The organism is Cytobacillus horneckiae (genome assembly GCF_002835735.1).
In the GTDB taxonomy this organism is placed as follows: Bacteria; Bacillota; Bacilli; order Bacillales; family Cytobacillaceae; genus Cytobacillus; species Cytobacillus horneckiae.
In genome coordinates this window covers 1-15,499 of sequence record NZ_PISD01000050.1, presented here as the reverse complement: position 1 = coordinate 15,499, position 15,499 = coordinate 1, and the positions used below count along the sequence as shown (strand labels likewise).

The window sequence follows — 15,499 nt, the reverse complement described above, 5'->3', positions numbered from 1 at the left end:
TGACCAATTGGTAGAAATTGTTATGGATTCCGATTTGAATTTGCGTGATTCAGCTAACAGTGGTCAGCCTATCCTGAGGCAGTTGACGTATGGGTACGAAATAGAAATCACGTAGAATAGCTTTTTGATTATGGGCGTGCAAGAAAAAAATCATGTAAACGACTAATGTCTTTCATAAGCATTCATGCTAGCTTTCGAAGCATAACAAAATAATGGACTTGACACTCTTCAGACGAAGAAACTCGATTTATTACGCTGTCGCACACTCTTTCCTCGGATTTGATACTACTTATTCCGGGTGCACCTTAAATTTTGCTTTCATTCCATAATTTATTACTATTTTTTCGGGATTGTGTTTAAATTTAGGTAAGTGCTGGAATATATAAATAACACTATTGCTTATAATATAAAGAAAAATCATCATGGTGCCCATGAAGAATAAAATCTTTTAATATTTTGGATAGTATCATGCTGTATACTGTTCCATTTCCTCCATAGGGAAGGAGATAGTAGCCATTTTCATAATTCGGATGCTGTTTAATCATTGGCAAGCCATTATGGGTTTCGCCAAGAAAGCCTGTCCAATAATATTCAGCTTGAATTTTGCCTGATAATTCAGGGAACAGATCAACTAAAATCTTTAAGAGTAAATCTCGCTTATGGAAGAGCATGCTCTCTCTTTTATTTCGATCGATCGTCCCCTCGTCTAATCCACCAATAATTATGCGCTGATCAATGGATGTTCTGGCATAAATATACGGCCTAGCTGTTTCCCAAATTAACATGTTATCTGACCAGTCATTGAAATATTCAATTGAATTTGTTGCGATAGCATATGAGCTGACAATTTGTGCATTTGAATCCACGACAGCCTGCTGTGCTTCATATCCTGTAGCATAAATAACATATTTGGTACGTATGGAATGTTTATCTTTCGTATAAAGCGTGGCTTCTTTATGGTCAAAACGATTCCCGACAATCTCTGTGTTCTGAAAGATCTTTACCCCGTGTTTTACTGCATAATCATATAATAAATGAATATTTTTATAAGGATTAATTTCCGCGTCCCCTTCAGTAATAAGTGCTGCATTTTTTTGAAAAGGAAAATGCTGTTTTATTTTTTCGGCCCGCCAGTAGTGAACGGGAAATTTAAAGCTTGATAAATTTTTGAACTCCTCTTCAAGCACACGCTCATCTTCTTGTTTTGAAGCATAATAAAAACTTTTTCTTTCAATAAAATCAGGATTTTCATCCAGCTTAGGTAAAATTTCATATTTGTAATGGGCGATTGCATGATAACAATTTTTCAAATGATTATAGGCCACTTCCTCACCAAAAGAATGAATGTATGATGTAAATAATTTATCATTGCTATATTGAAGTAAACCGGTGCTGGCTATGCTACTGCCGTAGCCAATATTACCTCTTTCAACTAATACAGTCTTTAGATCATCTTGCGCAAAATGGTAGGCTAAAAAAGCACCGGTCGAGCCTGAACCTATGATACAAACATCGCATTCCATATTTTCATCCAATTGAGGAAAATCTGCTATCGCTTTATACGTATTTGGCCAAAATAATTTGCCTGCATTTTGATTCATAAAAGGCCCCTAACATTATCATTTACTATCTTTTTCCCCAGTTTTTCTCTTTTTGATTCATGAGGATGTATTTTTCACTTGCACCAATCTTTTTGACATGGCATAATAATTAAAAAATAAAAGCGTTGATGGGAAGAGTACATTGATTCGTTCTTATACAGAGAGCTTCGGTTGGTGAAAAGAAGCAAAGAAATATCAATGGAAGATGGTCCTCTGAGCTGCATTTCCGAATGGTTTTCCTTTAGGTGATGACGAGATTTGGCACTCGTTATAAATGTCTGGGTATAAGAGCGTAAATCCGCTCCGTACTTGTTGAGGCCTATCATGTAAGTGTTGGGTGAACAAAGGTGGTAACACGGGAAATTCAAACCTCGTCCTTTGACAAATTTTGTATTTGTCTAAGGGCGGGGTTTTTTATTTTTTTTCACATTTAGCTTTAAATTCGCTTAATATTTAAGGAGATGATGAATGATGTCAATATTTATCGGAGGCGCCTGGCCATATGCGAACGGTTCCCTTCATTTAGGTCATATTTCCAGTCTATTACCTGGTGATATTTTGGCAAGATATTACCGGGCAAAGGGTGAGAATGTATTATATTTGTCTGGAAGCGATTGCAATGGCACACCGATCAGCATAAGAGCGAAACAAGAAGGTAAGTCAGCGAAGGAGATTGCAGATTATTATCATGCAGAATTTCGAGAGAACTTTAACCAACTTGGCTTCACTTACGATTTTTATACAAGAACAGATGAACCGTTTCATCATCAGGTTGTTCAAGAGATCTTTCTCAGCTTATTAGACGCAGGAAGAATCTATAAGAAAAAAGTTGAGCAGGCTTTTTGCCTATCCTGTAATCAGTTCTTACCTGACCGCTATGTTGAAGGTAAATGTCCTCATTGCGGTAACGCAGCCCGCGGAGATCAATGTGATGAATGTTCCACGATCCTTGATCCGCTTGAATTAATTGACAAGGCTTGCAGAAACTGTGGAGATACACCTATCACTAAAGAAACTGATCACTTTTATTTTGAATTAAGTGCCTTCCAAAGTCAGCTTGAAAGCTATGTAAGAAATGCAAAGGAGCAGTTGCTTTGGCGAGATAATGCGATAAAACTTTCTGAGAGGTACTTAAATGACGGTCTCCGTGACAGAGCAGTTTCGCGAGACTTGCCCATTGGTGTAACCTTGCCTGTTAAGGGGTACGAGGATAAAAAAATATATGTATGGATTGAAGCTGTTTCTGGCTACTATTCTGCCAGCAAGCAATGGGAGAAATTGAACGGCGGAAATGCATCTGATTTCTGGGACGAAGGGTCAACATCATTTTATGTTCATGGAAAAGATAATATCCCATTCCACTCTATCATTTGGCCATCTATACTATTAGGTACAGGGATACAGCCGCTCCCTACCCATATTGTTTCAAACGAATACTTAACTGTCGAAAAAAGAAAGCTGTCTACAAGCAAAAATTGGGCCGTTTGGGTACCTGAAATATTAAAGGACTATGATCCTGATTCAATCCGCTACTTTTTAACAATTAATGCACCTGAAGAACGGGATTGCGACTTTTCGTGGCGAGAATTCATATACAGCCACAACAGCGAACTGCTAGGCGCATATGGTAACTTTGTCAATCGAACATTAAAGTTTATTGAAAAATATTTAGACGGGGAGATTCCAAGCGGAAAAGTAGATACTCAAATTAAAAAAGAGATACCAGCATTATTCGAAAAAGCAGCCTCGCTTATCGAGCAAACCCAATTAAAAAAGGCTCTAGAAGAAATATTTGCATTCATTAGACAAGCGAATCAATATTTTGATAAAAAACAACCTTGGATTCAAGTGAAAGAATCGCCTGCTGATTGCAAAGATACGATGAGAACTTGTGTTTATCTAATCGCAAACTTTGCTGTATTACTTGAACCATTCCTTCCATTTTCAAGTGGAAAGGTAAAAAAAATGCTCGGGCTGAATCATTTCAGATGGGTAGAAACGGCTATTGACAACTTACAGTTATTCACTGTTTCACCATTATTTGAACGAATTGACATAGGGAAAATTAAAGAGGAAATAGAAAGATTAGAAAACCGGTCAAATTAATCTATTTACGTATGAGTTCTGAAAGGTTCATATAGGAGTATGCGTTTTTAATAAAGGATGTGAAGTGTTGTTTACTAAAGAAGCTTATATGGCAGAGGTTGAAAATAAATATATTTCCAGGAAAATCCATCCATCTAATCCTCATTTAGTGATATTAAATTATACAGAAAATGCAACGTATGATAAACGCTGGAATGAAGTTACACTTGCGTGCAGAGGGTTAATAATAAATGAAAAAACTGAAGAAGTCGTCGCCCGGCCGTTCCCTAAATTTTTCAATCTAGGAGAAATGCCTGATTTAGAGAGTGAAATACCTTTCGATGAAGCGCCTGAAGTGACGATCAAACAAGATGGCTCCCTCGGCATCAGCTATAAACTTAATGGGAAAACCTACTGGGCAACAAGAGGTTCATTTGAATCAGAGCAAGCTAAAGCTGCTCAACGAATATGGGATAAAAAATATGCAAACGTAGAAATACCCGATGAAATCACCTTGCTTACTGAGATTATTGATCCACTTACAAAAGTTGTCATAGATTATCAAGGGATATCAGATTTAATCATCATTGGTGCTATTAACCGTTTCACAGGTGATGACTTATCTTTTAAAGATTTAATGCAGCTAGGTGAAGCTCTTGGAATGAGAGTAACCGAAAGGATGAAGCTTACATTAGATGAAGCAGTAGCATTACAAAGCACAATAGACAGCAGTAATGAAGGCTGGGTCCTTCGCTGGGCTAACGGAAGACGTCTAAAAATTAAGGGTCATCAATATTTAGAAGTGCACAAGCTTGCCTACGGTTTATCTGCAAAACTTAAAGTAGAGTTTTGGAAGAATGGTGAGATACAGAATCTCATATTAAAAGTTCCTGAAGAATTTAGCGCTGAAATTGAGGCTATGCAACTTAAATTAGATCAACATGCTGACAATCTAAGCAATAAAGTAACCAATTTATATAAAGATGCTCTCAAGTATACATGTGACCGAAAATCATTCGCCCATTACTTAAATGCAAACATCCCTCGGGATGTACGGTATTTAGTCTTTAAAGCTTTTGATAATCGATTGACCAGTAAAGATATAAAAGAACATATTTATAAAAACTACAGTGAATATATTTAGGAGGTAAAAATGAGTCTATTTATCTTAATGGTCGGCTTGCCCGCTAGCGGTAAATCATCAATGGCTGTTGAGCTAGCAAAAAAATACGATGCAGCTATTCTTTCCTCCGACCTTCTCCGTCAGGAATTATTAGGAGATGAGCGTAATCAGGACAGCAACGATGTTATTTTTAAAGAAATGGAAAGGAGAACAAAAGCATTGCTTTTGGATGGGAGAAATGTCCTCTATGATGCGACAAATTTAAATCGTAAACGTAGAATGCATCTTGTGAACCATATTGCAAAAGCCGATAGAAAGATTGTTTTCTATATGAATACAGCTTTTGATTTGATTTTTGAACGAAATAAAATGCGCACTCGTCTAGTTGATGAAGCGATTATCAAAAAGATGTATAAAACTGTCCATCTCCCTGTTAAGGGCGAAGGCTGGGATGAAGTCCATTATATTGGCGAAAAGAAATCATTTAGAGAAAATTTTCGATTAGAAATGGAATCATTGTTACTCAATGACCTTGGCCATGACCACTTATTTGATCGATTATCATTCCATTTGCACGAGTTTAAAGGTATTTTAAACCTTCCGCAAGATTCCAGCTATCATTCATTTTCTGTAAGCAGGCATACCTATCATGTTTATCATTATTTATTGGAGCATTACATTGAGGATGACAAGCTGATGATGCTATGGGCGGCTTTGTATCATGATACTGGAAAGGCTTTTTGTAAATCTTTTGCAAATTTCAAAGGTGAAGAAACGAAGTATGCAAATTTCATCGGGCATGAATTTGTTTCTTCTCAGCTTGCTTCATCTAGTTTATATTTATTAGGTTACAACCAGGATTTCATCCAAAAGGTAGTCGAACTCGTACAGCTACATATGGTGCCAATGAATGCATCTGAAAAGAAGCTGGCTGAAATAAAAAAACTGATTGGCACGACTCAATTTAATAAATTATTATTGCTGCACGAAGCAGACATGCAGGCAAAATAAATAACGGTCCCCTATTATAGGGGACTCAGCTTTTAGAGAAACCGCAGTCAAAGAGTTTGGATTTCCGAGGCTTGCCGCTCCTTTTTCCGTGGGCGAGAGTCGTGGAGTTTCGTCGCAGGCCTATCGTGTCTCCACTATCTTGCATCTCTTGCATCGGTCGAGTGGACACCTCTCCAAATCTAACTAAATTTCCTAATATTCACTTTCTCAACACCCTGATCAACATTGTTTACAAACTTAAAGGATTTTACTTTCTTCTTATTGAAAAATAGTATATATAGAAAACCAACAAAATCCACTTTTGTTTGGAGTTCAAAACTGTACAACAATTCTGAGGAGGAAAATAAGTGAAAGAATTAGTTGGTAACTGCTGCAACTGTAAGAAAGATGTTTATTGTATGGATGGATTTTTACATGGGACCGTTGTTAATGGATTATTATATTGTTTTTCATGTCAGGAGCCTAAAGCATAATTGCTATCTAGTCAGATGCGATTATGCTTTACTTAGCCGTGCTCTGACAGTAAAGCTTCTTTTCCTTTGTATATCTAAAAACAAACATATGTTCTGATTATACATAAAAAAACAAACACTTATTACATATTTATCCAATTCTTTGTAATTTCTCTTCTGACAATAATGACCTCCCAATATTTTAAAATTTCCGCTCTTTTTTATACAATCTTTTCACCTCTACCAATAAAAGAGCAGCACCTTGCCTTTTTTAGTTCTATATCTTACTACGTATTATCCAATTTTTACATTGCTGTATATTTTCTATTCTAACTAGGAAATATAATCATGATAAATCTTAATAAATAAGGAGTAAAATACATGAAAATAATTCAGCGCATTGCATTAGCACTAGTAATCATTGGAGCGATCAACTGGGGCTTGATTGGACTTTTTCAATTTGACTTAGTTGCCTCATTATTCGGAGGGCAAGATTCCGGATTAGCCAGACTTATTTATACGCTCGTAGGGATTAGCGGTTTAGTTTGTTTAACTCTATTATTTGCACCAATGGATGAAGAGGCAGAGAGCACTGAGGACATCCAAGGAAGCAGAAACCTAAACTATTCTACTGAGTTTGGGGAAGAACCAGATATAGCCGGCTCTAATATTAAGGACGAAAATGACAAATAGTGTTCATTCTAAGGTGGGTATTCATACTCACCTTTTTTAGTTTTCTAAGTTTTGTTCCTCTCCTCCTATTGCATCCAATACAATTCCTCAAAGCTTTGAAGACTATACTTATGTAAACAGATTATTATTAACCAAAGTAGAATAAGGCAAGGATAATCATGATCATCTTTATCAACACAGCCTTATTCCATTCGATTATCGATAAAACTACAATTTCTTCCCGAGTAAAACTTTAGCTTTTCTGGTTTTTATTTTTTGCTAGCTTTTCTTTGTCGAAAGTGCCAGGCGGTTGTTCAAGCCAGTTATTTTTTATCATAATATCTGCCCCATCCTTTGCATACTGGGCAATTTCTACTGACAGACGTTCGTAATTAAGGATAAGGTCACTTCTTTGGCTAGCAGATGCTGCTGTAGCATAGTTTCCAGTTCCTACGGCGCTTAATATACCCATATGGAACAGCATTAATTTATCAGAAAATGTGGGAACAGTCGAATCAGTTATCGCTACTTCAGATGAAATAGACGGCTGCAAATCATTATCTGCCAGTATATTTGTATAAATTTTGATATGTTTTTTTGAAATATCTCTGCCCCTTAACATCCATTTCTGAATATCTTTAGTTGGTGAGGTTTGGGCAAAACTAAGTGCCATACTTCCGCCGATAATATTTGTTTGCGTATTCATATGTAAATAACTTATTTCTACAGCGTTTAAAGGCCTTTTGTGGCTAAAAGGATTTAATCCGCTTAAATATTTTTTACTATCTACGTAATCTGTTTCAGACCCATAAGAAATATATGGCGCTCTTACAAAAAGACCTTTAGATAGTGATACATTGGCACCTTTGTTGTATAAACTCGATACTTCCTTTAGTCCTTCTGTAAAATACGCTCTAATATCTTCCCTTGCACTCATGGAAATGAATCCGCCATAGGCAATTAAACCCGCCCTGGAGATATGTCCGATATATTCAAGCATAAAAGTATCCGTATATAGACGAGGCGCTTCCATATTCACATCATCACTAGAGAATCCATTAGGTAATGGCAGTTGTTCCTTTTGAAATATTTCAGTAAGCTTTTCTATGTGAGTAAATGAAAGATCGTAAGCATATTGGATGATTGGACGAATTCCCGTATCTTCTACATCTTTAAGAAAATAGCCTAGTATACATTTTGACATGCTGTCATTCATATATGCAGTCCAAATACAAGCGATTTCAGCAGAAGTTAGTTTTGTGTTATGTTCGGTCATTAGGTACCCTCCAGAGAATAAATATTATTGTTATTTATTCTCTGCATAATCCCATATAATATAACAAAGCGTTTATTTATTGATAGTTGAAGGTTCATATTTCCCTTTTATTAATTCTAGATATTTTCACCAATATTTAGCTCATAATAAAAACCAGCTACATTAAAAAGTAGCCGGTTTTACTTAAAGTATATAAGAATAAATAATCAGTTAATTTTACATGTATGTATTTTTCAAGAGACATGTTGTTATCCCACTTCCCTAACTCACTGCCTATATTGGCAGTACTGTATACCATATAGAGAACGCCAACGCCAACTGTATCGTTAAATTTTTGTGATTAATTTTGGTAATGTTAGAGAAATAACCTCTAGTGGTCTACTTGATTTTTGTGTTAAACATAGCATGATCCCGCCTTCTATTGAAGCAGTCATCATAAGAGCTATGGAACTGGCGCTTTCTTTTGAAAAACCATCGGACATTAACTTATTGGCATATATTCCTTGCATATTCAAATATAAGGAAGAGCAAGCATTTCGGACAGGTTCACTTAATAATGCCATTTCGCTGACAATACTGCTGAACGTATATCCAGTGATCGTACCTTCTCGTTTAAAATCTGCCACTAACTGTTCTATCATTGATTGTGTGGCTTCTTGAGTAGAAGAATAATGCTCGAAAATACCTTTAATATCTTGTGTGATTATTTCATTCATGTCTTGGAGGCAAGTAATTAATAAATCTTCTTTTCCAAGTGGAAAGTGATGATAAAACGAGCCTTTTGAAATGTTACACGCTTTCAAAATTTCGTTTAATCCCACGCCTATATATCCTTTTTGCTGGAATAGTGCAGTCGCTTTGTCTATTATCAACGTTTTTGTATCCATCCCCATCACACAACTCCTTCATACTGTACACCTGATTATTACTCTAACAAATATTTTTTCTATATTCCAAGGTTTTGTGTTTTCAATTTCTCTTTTGAGGCTGTAGACAAAATTTTTATGCAGCGTGTTGGATTGAACTTTGTCTACACTCTTAAAAGTGTTTAAAAACAAAATCCGGTTTCATATGAAAACCGGATTTTTCGAGATTTTTTATCTGAAAGTAATTTCTCCCCATATTTAAATGCCGAAATTTTGTGTTTAATGATTTGGCTTTTTCAAGAAAAGAGACAATACAAAATTAATTATCGCTAATATAAAACCAACTGTAAACACTAGTGAGGTTCCCGATGCTGCAGCTTGTGTAAGATCATTCGAAACTGTAGCTAAGTAGCTGCTTTGTTTTGAAGTTAAAATGGAAACCATAATGGCAATACCAATTGCTCCCGCAACTTGTTGGATTGTTTGCGTAATAGCTATTCCATCTGGATAATATTGTTTCGGAAGAGAGTTTAACGTGTTTGTTTGAACTGAAGCAAGCACTGCTCCTATTCCTAGCATCATAACAATGTGAGTGACTACAACCATCCATATTGCAGTATCAGTACCAAATTGAGAATAGAATGCATAACCAGCGGCAACTAAAATAGTACCTGGTGTAATAATTGCTCTTGGACCATACTTATCAAATAGACGGCCAATAATTGGAGCTAGTAAACAGTTAAGTAAGCTGCCAGGCAGTAGAATAAGACCAGCTGTAAAAGCAGTTACTAATAATGCCATCTGCATATACATTGGTAGGATAACTAGCATTGATAACATATTAAAGAATGTAATAAAGCTCATGATAACGCCAAGTACGAAAAGTGGATATTTAAATGCCTTTAGATTCAGCATTGGATTTTCCATTGTCGTTTGACGAATCCCAAAAATAATCAGTGCAATAAGTCCAATGATTATTGTTCCATAAACTGCTGGACTTGACCATCCGAAATCTCCGGCGACACTTACTCCGTAAACAATTCCACCGAATCCAATCGTTGAAAGAATAACAGATAATACATCAATTGACACTTTGCGAATTTCATTTACATTTGGTAAATAAACATATCCGAAAATAAATGAGAAAAGCAAGAAAGGAATTGTCACCCAGAAAATCCAATGCCATGACATCGTATCTAAAATTAGGCCAGCTAATGTTGGGCCTAATGCGGGCCCGGCCAACATGACTAAGCCCATGATACCCATCGCTCCACCTCGCTTATTAGGTGGGAAGATGGTAAAAATAACATTTTGCGTTAAAGGCAAATTGATTGCTAAGCCTGCCGCTTGGATAATTCGTCCCGCTAATAGCAAGCCAAAAGCTGGCGCTACTGCTGCTAAAATTGTTCCGATAATGGAAAGGGAGATTGAAGCGATGAACATTTGACGTGTTGTAAATTTTTGCATCAAAATTCCTGTTACCGGCACGAATATACCTAAAGTAAGAAAATAGCCTGTCGCCAGCCATTGAATGGTCGTAACATTTACATCGAAGATTTGGCTTAATTCTCCTAAAGCGATATTTAGCGATGTTTCACTAAATAGTCCAACAAAACCCGCTACTAATAGCGCAGCCATTATTGGTCCTGTTTTAATTTGTTTTTTCATTTTTGAATCTGATTGAACTTGTTGATACATTTATTAATGCTCCTTCTATAATTAAGTATTTCTTCAATAAAAGCCGTCATCAACACTGCAATTGAATGAGCAGTTACTTTCTGAAGCTCATCAGTTATAAATTTGTTCGCATATATACTTGTATACACAATCATAATGATAAGCAGGCATTTAGAACTGTCTATTTCACTGACTGTGCTGTTAAACAGCCAGTTATTGTCCCTCCCAAACCATTGCCCGTGTGGCTTCTATGGTTGTAAGAAATCTTGGTTATTTTTTCTTTCCCTTTAGGAAAATGATGATAAAACGAAGCTCTCGAAAGATTGCATGCGTTCAAAATTTCGTTGATGCCTACACCAATAAACCCCTTTTGCTGGAAAAGTGTAGTCGCGATGTCGATTATCAGCGATTTTGTTTCCATTCCCGTAGTACACCTCCACCATACCAACCGGTCTGTTTAATACTATAACAAAGTTTTTTTCTATATTTCAAGTTTTTTTTACTCTCTGACCCTCTAAGGAAAAAATAAAAAACTCCATTCGTCATAAAACGAATGGAGTTTCTTCAAAAGCTATTAACTAGCATTTAGTTTTTCGCTTGTTTCAGTAATGGACCTTTCTTTACGCTTTGACACTGGAAAATTACCGAATATAATTCCAACTATTATAATGCAAACCCCGATCCACTGAACCAGCTGTAAATTTTCTCCTAAAAAGACTAGCGACATAAATAATGCAACTGGCAATTCTGATGAAGTTAATATAGTACCAAGCCCTGCTCCTACGTGAGGCATTCCAATTGCAAATAGCAATGGCGGCAGCATGACACCAAAAAGCCCTAGAAACAGACCATAAGGAGCAATCGCCGTTACAGTTTGTAAATCAAATAAAAAGACTGGCGGAAAAATAACCATCGTAATCAATAATCCTCCAAGCGCGAATATCGCACTGCGCTGGATCGGCGGCAGCTCTCTCCCAACTGTTCCGCTAATATAAGCGAAGGCAGAAAATGAACAAGCAGAAAGTAAGCCCCATGCCACACCTGATAAAGAAAGATTGCTAAAGCCATTTGTTAAAACCCCAGCAGCTAATATTGAACCGATTAGTAAGATAAAAATAGCGATTAATTTTTGATTTGTAGGCTTTTTATGATCAATTAAATACTCTAGCAATGTACCTATCCATACAAATTGAAATAAGAAAATAATTGCCAGTGAAGCTTCTAACGTTTGTAATGATTGATAGTAAAAAATCCCAGTCAAGCCCATAGGTATACCGCTTAATGCGATAAAAAGAAACCTTTTTACACTTATTTTTTTCTTTTTAGTAAAAAGTAAAAGCAGCCAAATCAATAAGGTACCAGCTATAAACTGGCTGCCTGAAACTTCAGCTAAAACGAATCCTTCCCCATACGCCAATTTTACAAAGGTAGACAACACTCCAAAGCAGGCGCCTCCTAAAAAAACAGCCAATGGATAAATCCACTGATTCATACAAATCTCTCCCTTTTAAAACATTCAATTTGCTAATGATTCCTCCTCAGGAAGTTTTATTCCTTAGGCTCGGAATTCCCTTGCAACAAAATAAAAAAGCCACACACTTATGAGAACATAAATGTGTGGCGAAAAAAGAGAGTATGCCTCTCTTGAAAAGTCCACAAAATCCACGAAGGTTTTGTAATATATTTTTTATTCACGTTAGAAATATTAACGCTGAATACAGTTTATGTCAAGCACATATTTAAAAATACATTAAAGTTTATAGCAAACACCAGCAGAACACTACCTAGAAAGTCTGCAATATTTCAAGCTGAACAATACAAATTATTCTCCATTTTCCGCTGTATAAACAACCTCCCAAAGGTGCCCATCTATATCCTCGAAACTCCAGCCGTACATAAAGCCGTGATCTATCGGTTCATTAGATGTCTTCCCTCCTGCTGCCAGCGCTTTATTAACAATCTCATCCACTTTATCCCTGCTTTCTGCTGACAATGCTACAATTACTTCTGTATTTTTAGCAGAATCGGAAATTTGTTTTTTTGTAAAAGTTTTAAAGAAATCCTCAACCAACAACATGATAAATGTATGATCATTAATCACCATACAAGTAGCATTTTCATCTGTAAAATTAGCGTCAAATTCAAACCCAACCTTAGTAAAAAAGTCTACTGATTTTTTTAAATTTTTTACAGGTAAATTAATATAAGTTCTATCGGCTCTAATACTCATGACTATGCACCTCATTATTTTTTATTGGAAACTGATTTCATTTCATTTACACGCCGCAAAAAAGCTTCGCTTGATTTGGAACATCAATATAATATTTTCAAAGAACCTCTTCCTCTTCATTCACACCACTTTATATATTGTTGTACCTTTTGCATGACTCCCCCTATCTGCGGTAGTTACCACTAATTACAATTCTTTACTGAATTAATAAAATCCTTCCTAGTTATTTGGTTCGAACTATTAAAAGTTATATTCTTGTCCAGCAATCAACTTGTATTGAAAAAAATCACCTTCCAGTATTTCATTCTTCGTTAGATTAACAGTTGCAAACGGTAGTTAAGCATTCACCATAAAGCCCATTAGGTTTTCTTAATTAACCTGACTCCGGAAGCGGGCTTCTTGATGAGAATCCGGTGCTTTCTTTTAATCGAACTCGTAGGCAGGTCCTTTTTTTATACAAATGTAGAAGGATAGACAGCTTTAGATGCCATATATTTTTCGGTTGTAAATCTTATTCGTACTAGTGTGGAAACAGGATTTACTCCTGTCATAAACTTACGGAAGGTATTTACGATGATGTTTTTAATCGTTGGCGTTCGGGTAATGCAATGATTGGTATTATTGCGAAAGGCGCAATTAATTTTGATTTTCAGGAGGAAGAGAATCAAAATTTTAAGTAGGGAAGCTCCAAAAAGCTCTATCGGCGATCATTCTTAATAGATAGAGCCTTCCTCGTTATACATCCAGAAGGCTCCTTAAATGTTCATTAGTTAATTTCGGGGATATACTTTTTTAAAACGTTCGCAAACTACTAACATATTTGGTAAAAATTCTTTATGATAATCTTTTAATAGCTTCGTGAAGAACTGCTCGTGTGCATCCCACCAAAAATGGTAATCTCCTACACCTTCAGCTAAAGCAAAATCTTCTGTTACTTCATTCATCGGAACAACTTCAACGGATTCAATGCGTATAACTGCGACTGGCTCTTCCTGACTATTTAAAACAATATAATATTCACCTGCTTGAGGAATTGCTTCATTTTCCAGCTCATAAAACTCAAAACCTGAAGTGGTAGCTGTTTTCTTCCCCTCAACAACTAAATTGGCTAACCAATCAGCAGATGCTCCAAATTGAAAAGCATCTTTAAATTCGATTCCTTTCTTATTGTTTAATCTACAAAACTCACGCCAAAAACGCTGTACTTTATCCATCCGGCTACTCCCTTTTGTCTTTATTAACAAAAACTGTTATCTCCTGCTTAAGTATAGATTTAGACTCATTATAATCTTTTTGGAGAATTCCATATAGAGCGCAATCCTTATATTTGCCCTTCGTATTGCGAATCATATGCCTAACCGTTCCCTCTTGTGCCATTCTAGCTTTCATCATGATCTTACCGGAAGCTGGGTTGTCTATGTTATGAGCTGCGGATATTTTATGAACATTCATCTGTCCAAAACCAAACTCTACAACTGCTTTTAACGCTTCAGTCCCATAGCCGTGATTCCACCAGTTATATCCAAGAGAATAGCTTACCTCACAGTTGCCGGTATTATTATCAAAATTATATAAATCGATTTCTCCGATTAGATTATTGCTATCTTTCATCTCAATCGCCCAGTAGCAAAAATCATCACTGCTATAATCTTTTACAATCTTAGCCACTCTTTCATATGTTTCCGAAACCTCTTTATGTGCAGCATTGATACGATTATCTGTTACTCTTTCGTCTGAAATCCAATGATTAAAAACACTTTGAACATCTTTCAGTTCAAACCTTCTAAGAATTAATCGCTTAGTATCTAATTTCGGTGTTCCTAAAAAGTTAATCATACTGCCACCTTCTCATATTTGAATTATCTAGCGGAAATGACTAAACAAAAAAATACCTCTATTCATAAGGTCATGCTGTTTTGCATAATTACTGCCTCTTCAGATAATAATAAAGGAAAACAAGGAGTGAAAAATGATGTTTTTAGCCTTTATTCGAATTAGTTTAATATTAATATCATGGTTCACTGTAAAGTTCCTTCCGAAAAAATCCTTTTTTAAATACCTACCTGTTACCCTTCTATCAACTTCGGTTCTCTTAACGGAATATTTGTTTGGTATACCTCATAACTGGTGGAAAGCAAAGGGCGGCATAAAAACAATCGTCAATAATGGGCTAACCTTTATATTTGGCCCATATTTCGTTGGCAACCTCTGGATATTTCATTTAACATACAAAAAATTTTGGCTTTACACATTAATCAACTTAGTTCTCGATTATACACTTGCCTATCCGTTGAATAAGTTTTTTGAAAAAATCCATTTGTATAAATTAAAGAGGATCAAGCCCATTCACCTATTTTTAATTTCATTAGGCTATTCATTTTTTAATTATGTATTTCAGCTATTGTTAGATAAAAATGAGGATAATCAATCATCAATATAAACACTTAAAGCCAGCCAATCTGGTTGAATGAATTGCGGAAACCTATCCAAAAAGTATAGAAAGAGC

The 15,499-nt window shown here is 35.9% G+C and carries 15 protein-coding genes and 1 other annotated feature; of the genes, 6 read left to right on the top strand and 9 right to left on the bottom strand.

Annotated elements, in window-relative coordinates; translation table 11 throughout:
• Positions 1-392: 392 nt before the first annotated feature.
• A complete protein-coding gene (locus CWS20_RS20495; RefSeq protein WP_066199128.1) occupies positions 393-1,601 on the bottom strand; it encodes an NAD(P)/FAD-dependent oxidoreductase in 1,209 nt (402 codons plus the stop codon).
• A 116-nt stretch (positions 1,602-1,717) separates the two neighbouring features.
• Positions 1,718-1,983, top strand: a binding site (T-box leader).
• An 89-nt stretch (positions 1,984-2,072) separates the two neighbouring features.
• On the opposite strand from CWS20_RS20495, the gene metG reads away from it, so the two are divergent.
• The 5 genes from metG to CWS20_RS20475 all read left to right on the top strand — a co-directional run bounded on the left by metG (position 2,073) and on the right by CWS20_RS20475 (position 6,965).
• On the top strand, positions 2,073-3,707 hold the full coding sequence (gene metG, locus CWS20_RS20490; protein ID WP_066201728.1) for a methionine--tRNA ligase: 1,635 nt from the start codon (positions 2,073-2,075) through the stop codon (positions 3,705-3,707).
• 67 nt (positions 3,708-3,774) lie between these two features.
• Positions 3,775-4,830, top strand: coding sequence for an RNA ligase (locus CWS20_RS20485; protein WP_066199131.1), 1,056 nt, complete (start codon positions 3,775-3,777; stop codon positions 4,828-4,830).
• A 9-nt stretch (positions 4,831-4,839) separates the two neighbouring features.
• Complete coding sequence (locus CWS20_RS20480) at positions 4,840-5,820, top strand: AAA family ATPase (RefSeq protein WP_066199132.1); 981 nt, start codon at positions 4,840-4,842, stop codon at positions 5,818-5,820.
• Positions 5,821-6,167: 347 nt separating this feature from the next.
• On the top strand, positions 6,168-6,293 hold the full coding sequence (locus CWS20_RS29080) for a hypothetical protein (RefSeq protein WP_276328329.1): 126 nt from the start codon (positions 6,168-6,170) through the stop codon (positions 6,291-6,293).
• Between the two features lie 360 nt (positions 6,294-6,653).
• Positions 6,654-6,965, top strand: coding sequence for a DUF378 domain-containing protein (locus tag CWS20_RS20475; RefSeq protein ID WP_066199135.1), 312 nt, complete (start codon positions 6,654-6,656; stop codon positions 6,963-6,965).
• Between the two features lie 232 nt (positions 6,966-7,197).
• On the opposite strand, the gene CWS20_RS20470 is transcribed toward CWS20_RS20475, so the two are convergent.
• The 8 genes from CWS20_RS20470 to CWS20_RS20435 form a co-directional block, all read right to left on the bottom strand.
• Positions 7,198-8,220 carry a DUF3231 family protein gene (locus CWS20_RS20470; protein WP_066199138.1) on the bottom strand — a complete coding sequence of 341 codons (1,023 nt, stop codon included), beginning with the start codon at positions 8,218-8,220 and terminating at the stop codon, positions 7,198-7,200.
• A gap of 326 nt (positions 8,221-8,546) precedes the next feature.
• Entirely contained in the window at positions 8,547-9,113 is a 567-nt protein-coding gene (locus CWS20_RS20465) for a TetR/AcrR family transcriptional regulator (RefSeq protein WP_241198645.1), read from the bottom strand.
• A gap of 252 nt (positions 9,114-9,365) precedes the next feature.
• Complete coding sequence (locus CWS20_RS20460) at positions 9,366-10,784, bottom strand: DHA2 family efflux MFS transporter permease subunit (RefSeq protein WP_066199140.1); 1,419 nt, start codon at positions 10,782-10,784, stop codon at positions 9,366-9,368.
• A gap of 160 nt (positions 10,785-10,944) precedes the next feature.
• A complete protein-coding gene (locus CWS20_RS20455) occupies positions 10,945-11,184 on the bottom strand; it encodes a TetR/AcrR family transcriptional regulator (protein ID WP_066199142.1) in 240 nt (79 codons plus the stop codon).
• A gap of 153 nt (positions 11,185-11,337) precedes the next feature.
• On the bottom strand, positions 11,338-12,255 hold the full coding sequence (locus CWS20_RS20450) for an EamA family transporter (protein ID WP_066199144.1): 918 nt from the start codon (positions 12,253-12,255) through the stop codon (positions 11,338-11,340).
• A gap of 330 nt (positions 12,256-12,585) precedes the next feature.
• Positions 12,586-12,993 (bottom strand): VOC family protein, encoded by a 408-nt coding sequence (locus tag CWS20_RS20445; protein ID WP_066199149.1) that lies wholly within the window; start codon positions 12,991-12,993, stop codon positions 12,586-12,588.
• A gap of 770 nt (positions 12,994-13,763) precedes the next feature.
• Positions 13,764-14,207, bottom strand: coding sequence for an ASCH domain-containing protein (locus CWS20_RS20440; protein ID WP_066201734.1), 444 nt, complete (start codon positions 14,205-14,207; stop codon positions 13,764-13,766).
• Positions 14,208-14,211: 4 nt separating this feature from the next.
• Positions 14,212-14,829 (bottom strand): GNAT family N-acetyltransferase, encoded by a 618-nt coding sequence (locus CWS20_RS20435; protein WP_066199150.1) that lies wholly within the window; start codon positions 14,827-14,829, stop codon positions 14,212-14,214.
• A 133-nt stretch (positions 14,830-14,962) separates the two neighbouring features.
• On the opposite strand from CWS20_RS20435, the gene CWS20_RS20430 reads away from it, so the two are divergent.
• Positions 14,963-15,433, top strand: coding sequence for a hypothetical protein (locus CWS20_RS20430; protein WP_066199152.1), 471 nt, complete (start codon positions 14,963-14,965; stop codon positions 15,431-15,433).
• Positions 15,434-15,499: the final 66 nt, after the last annotated feature.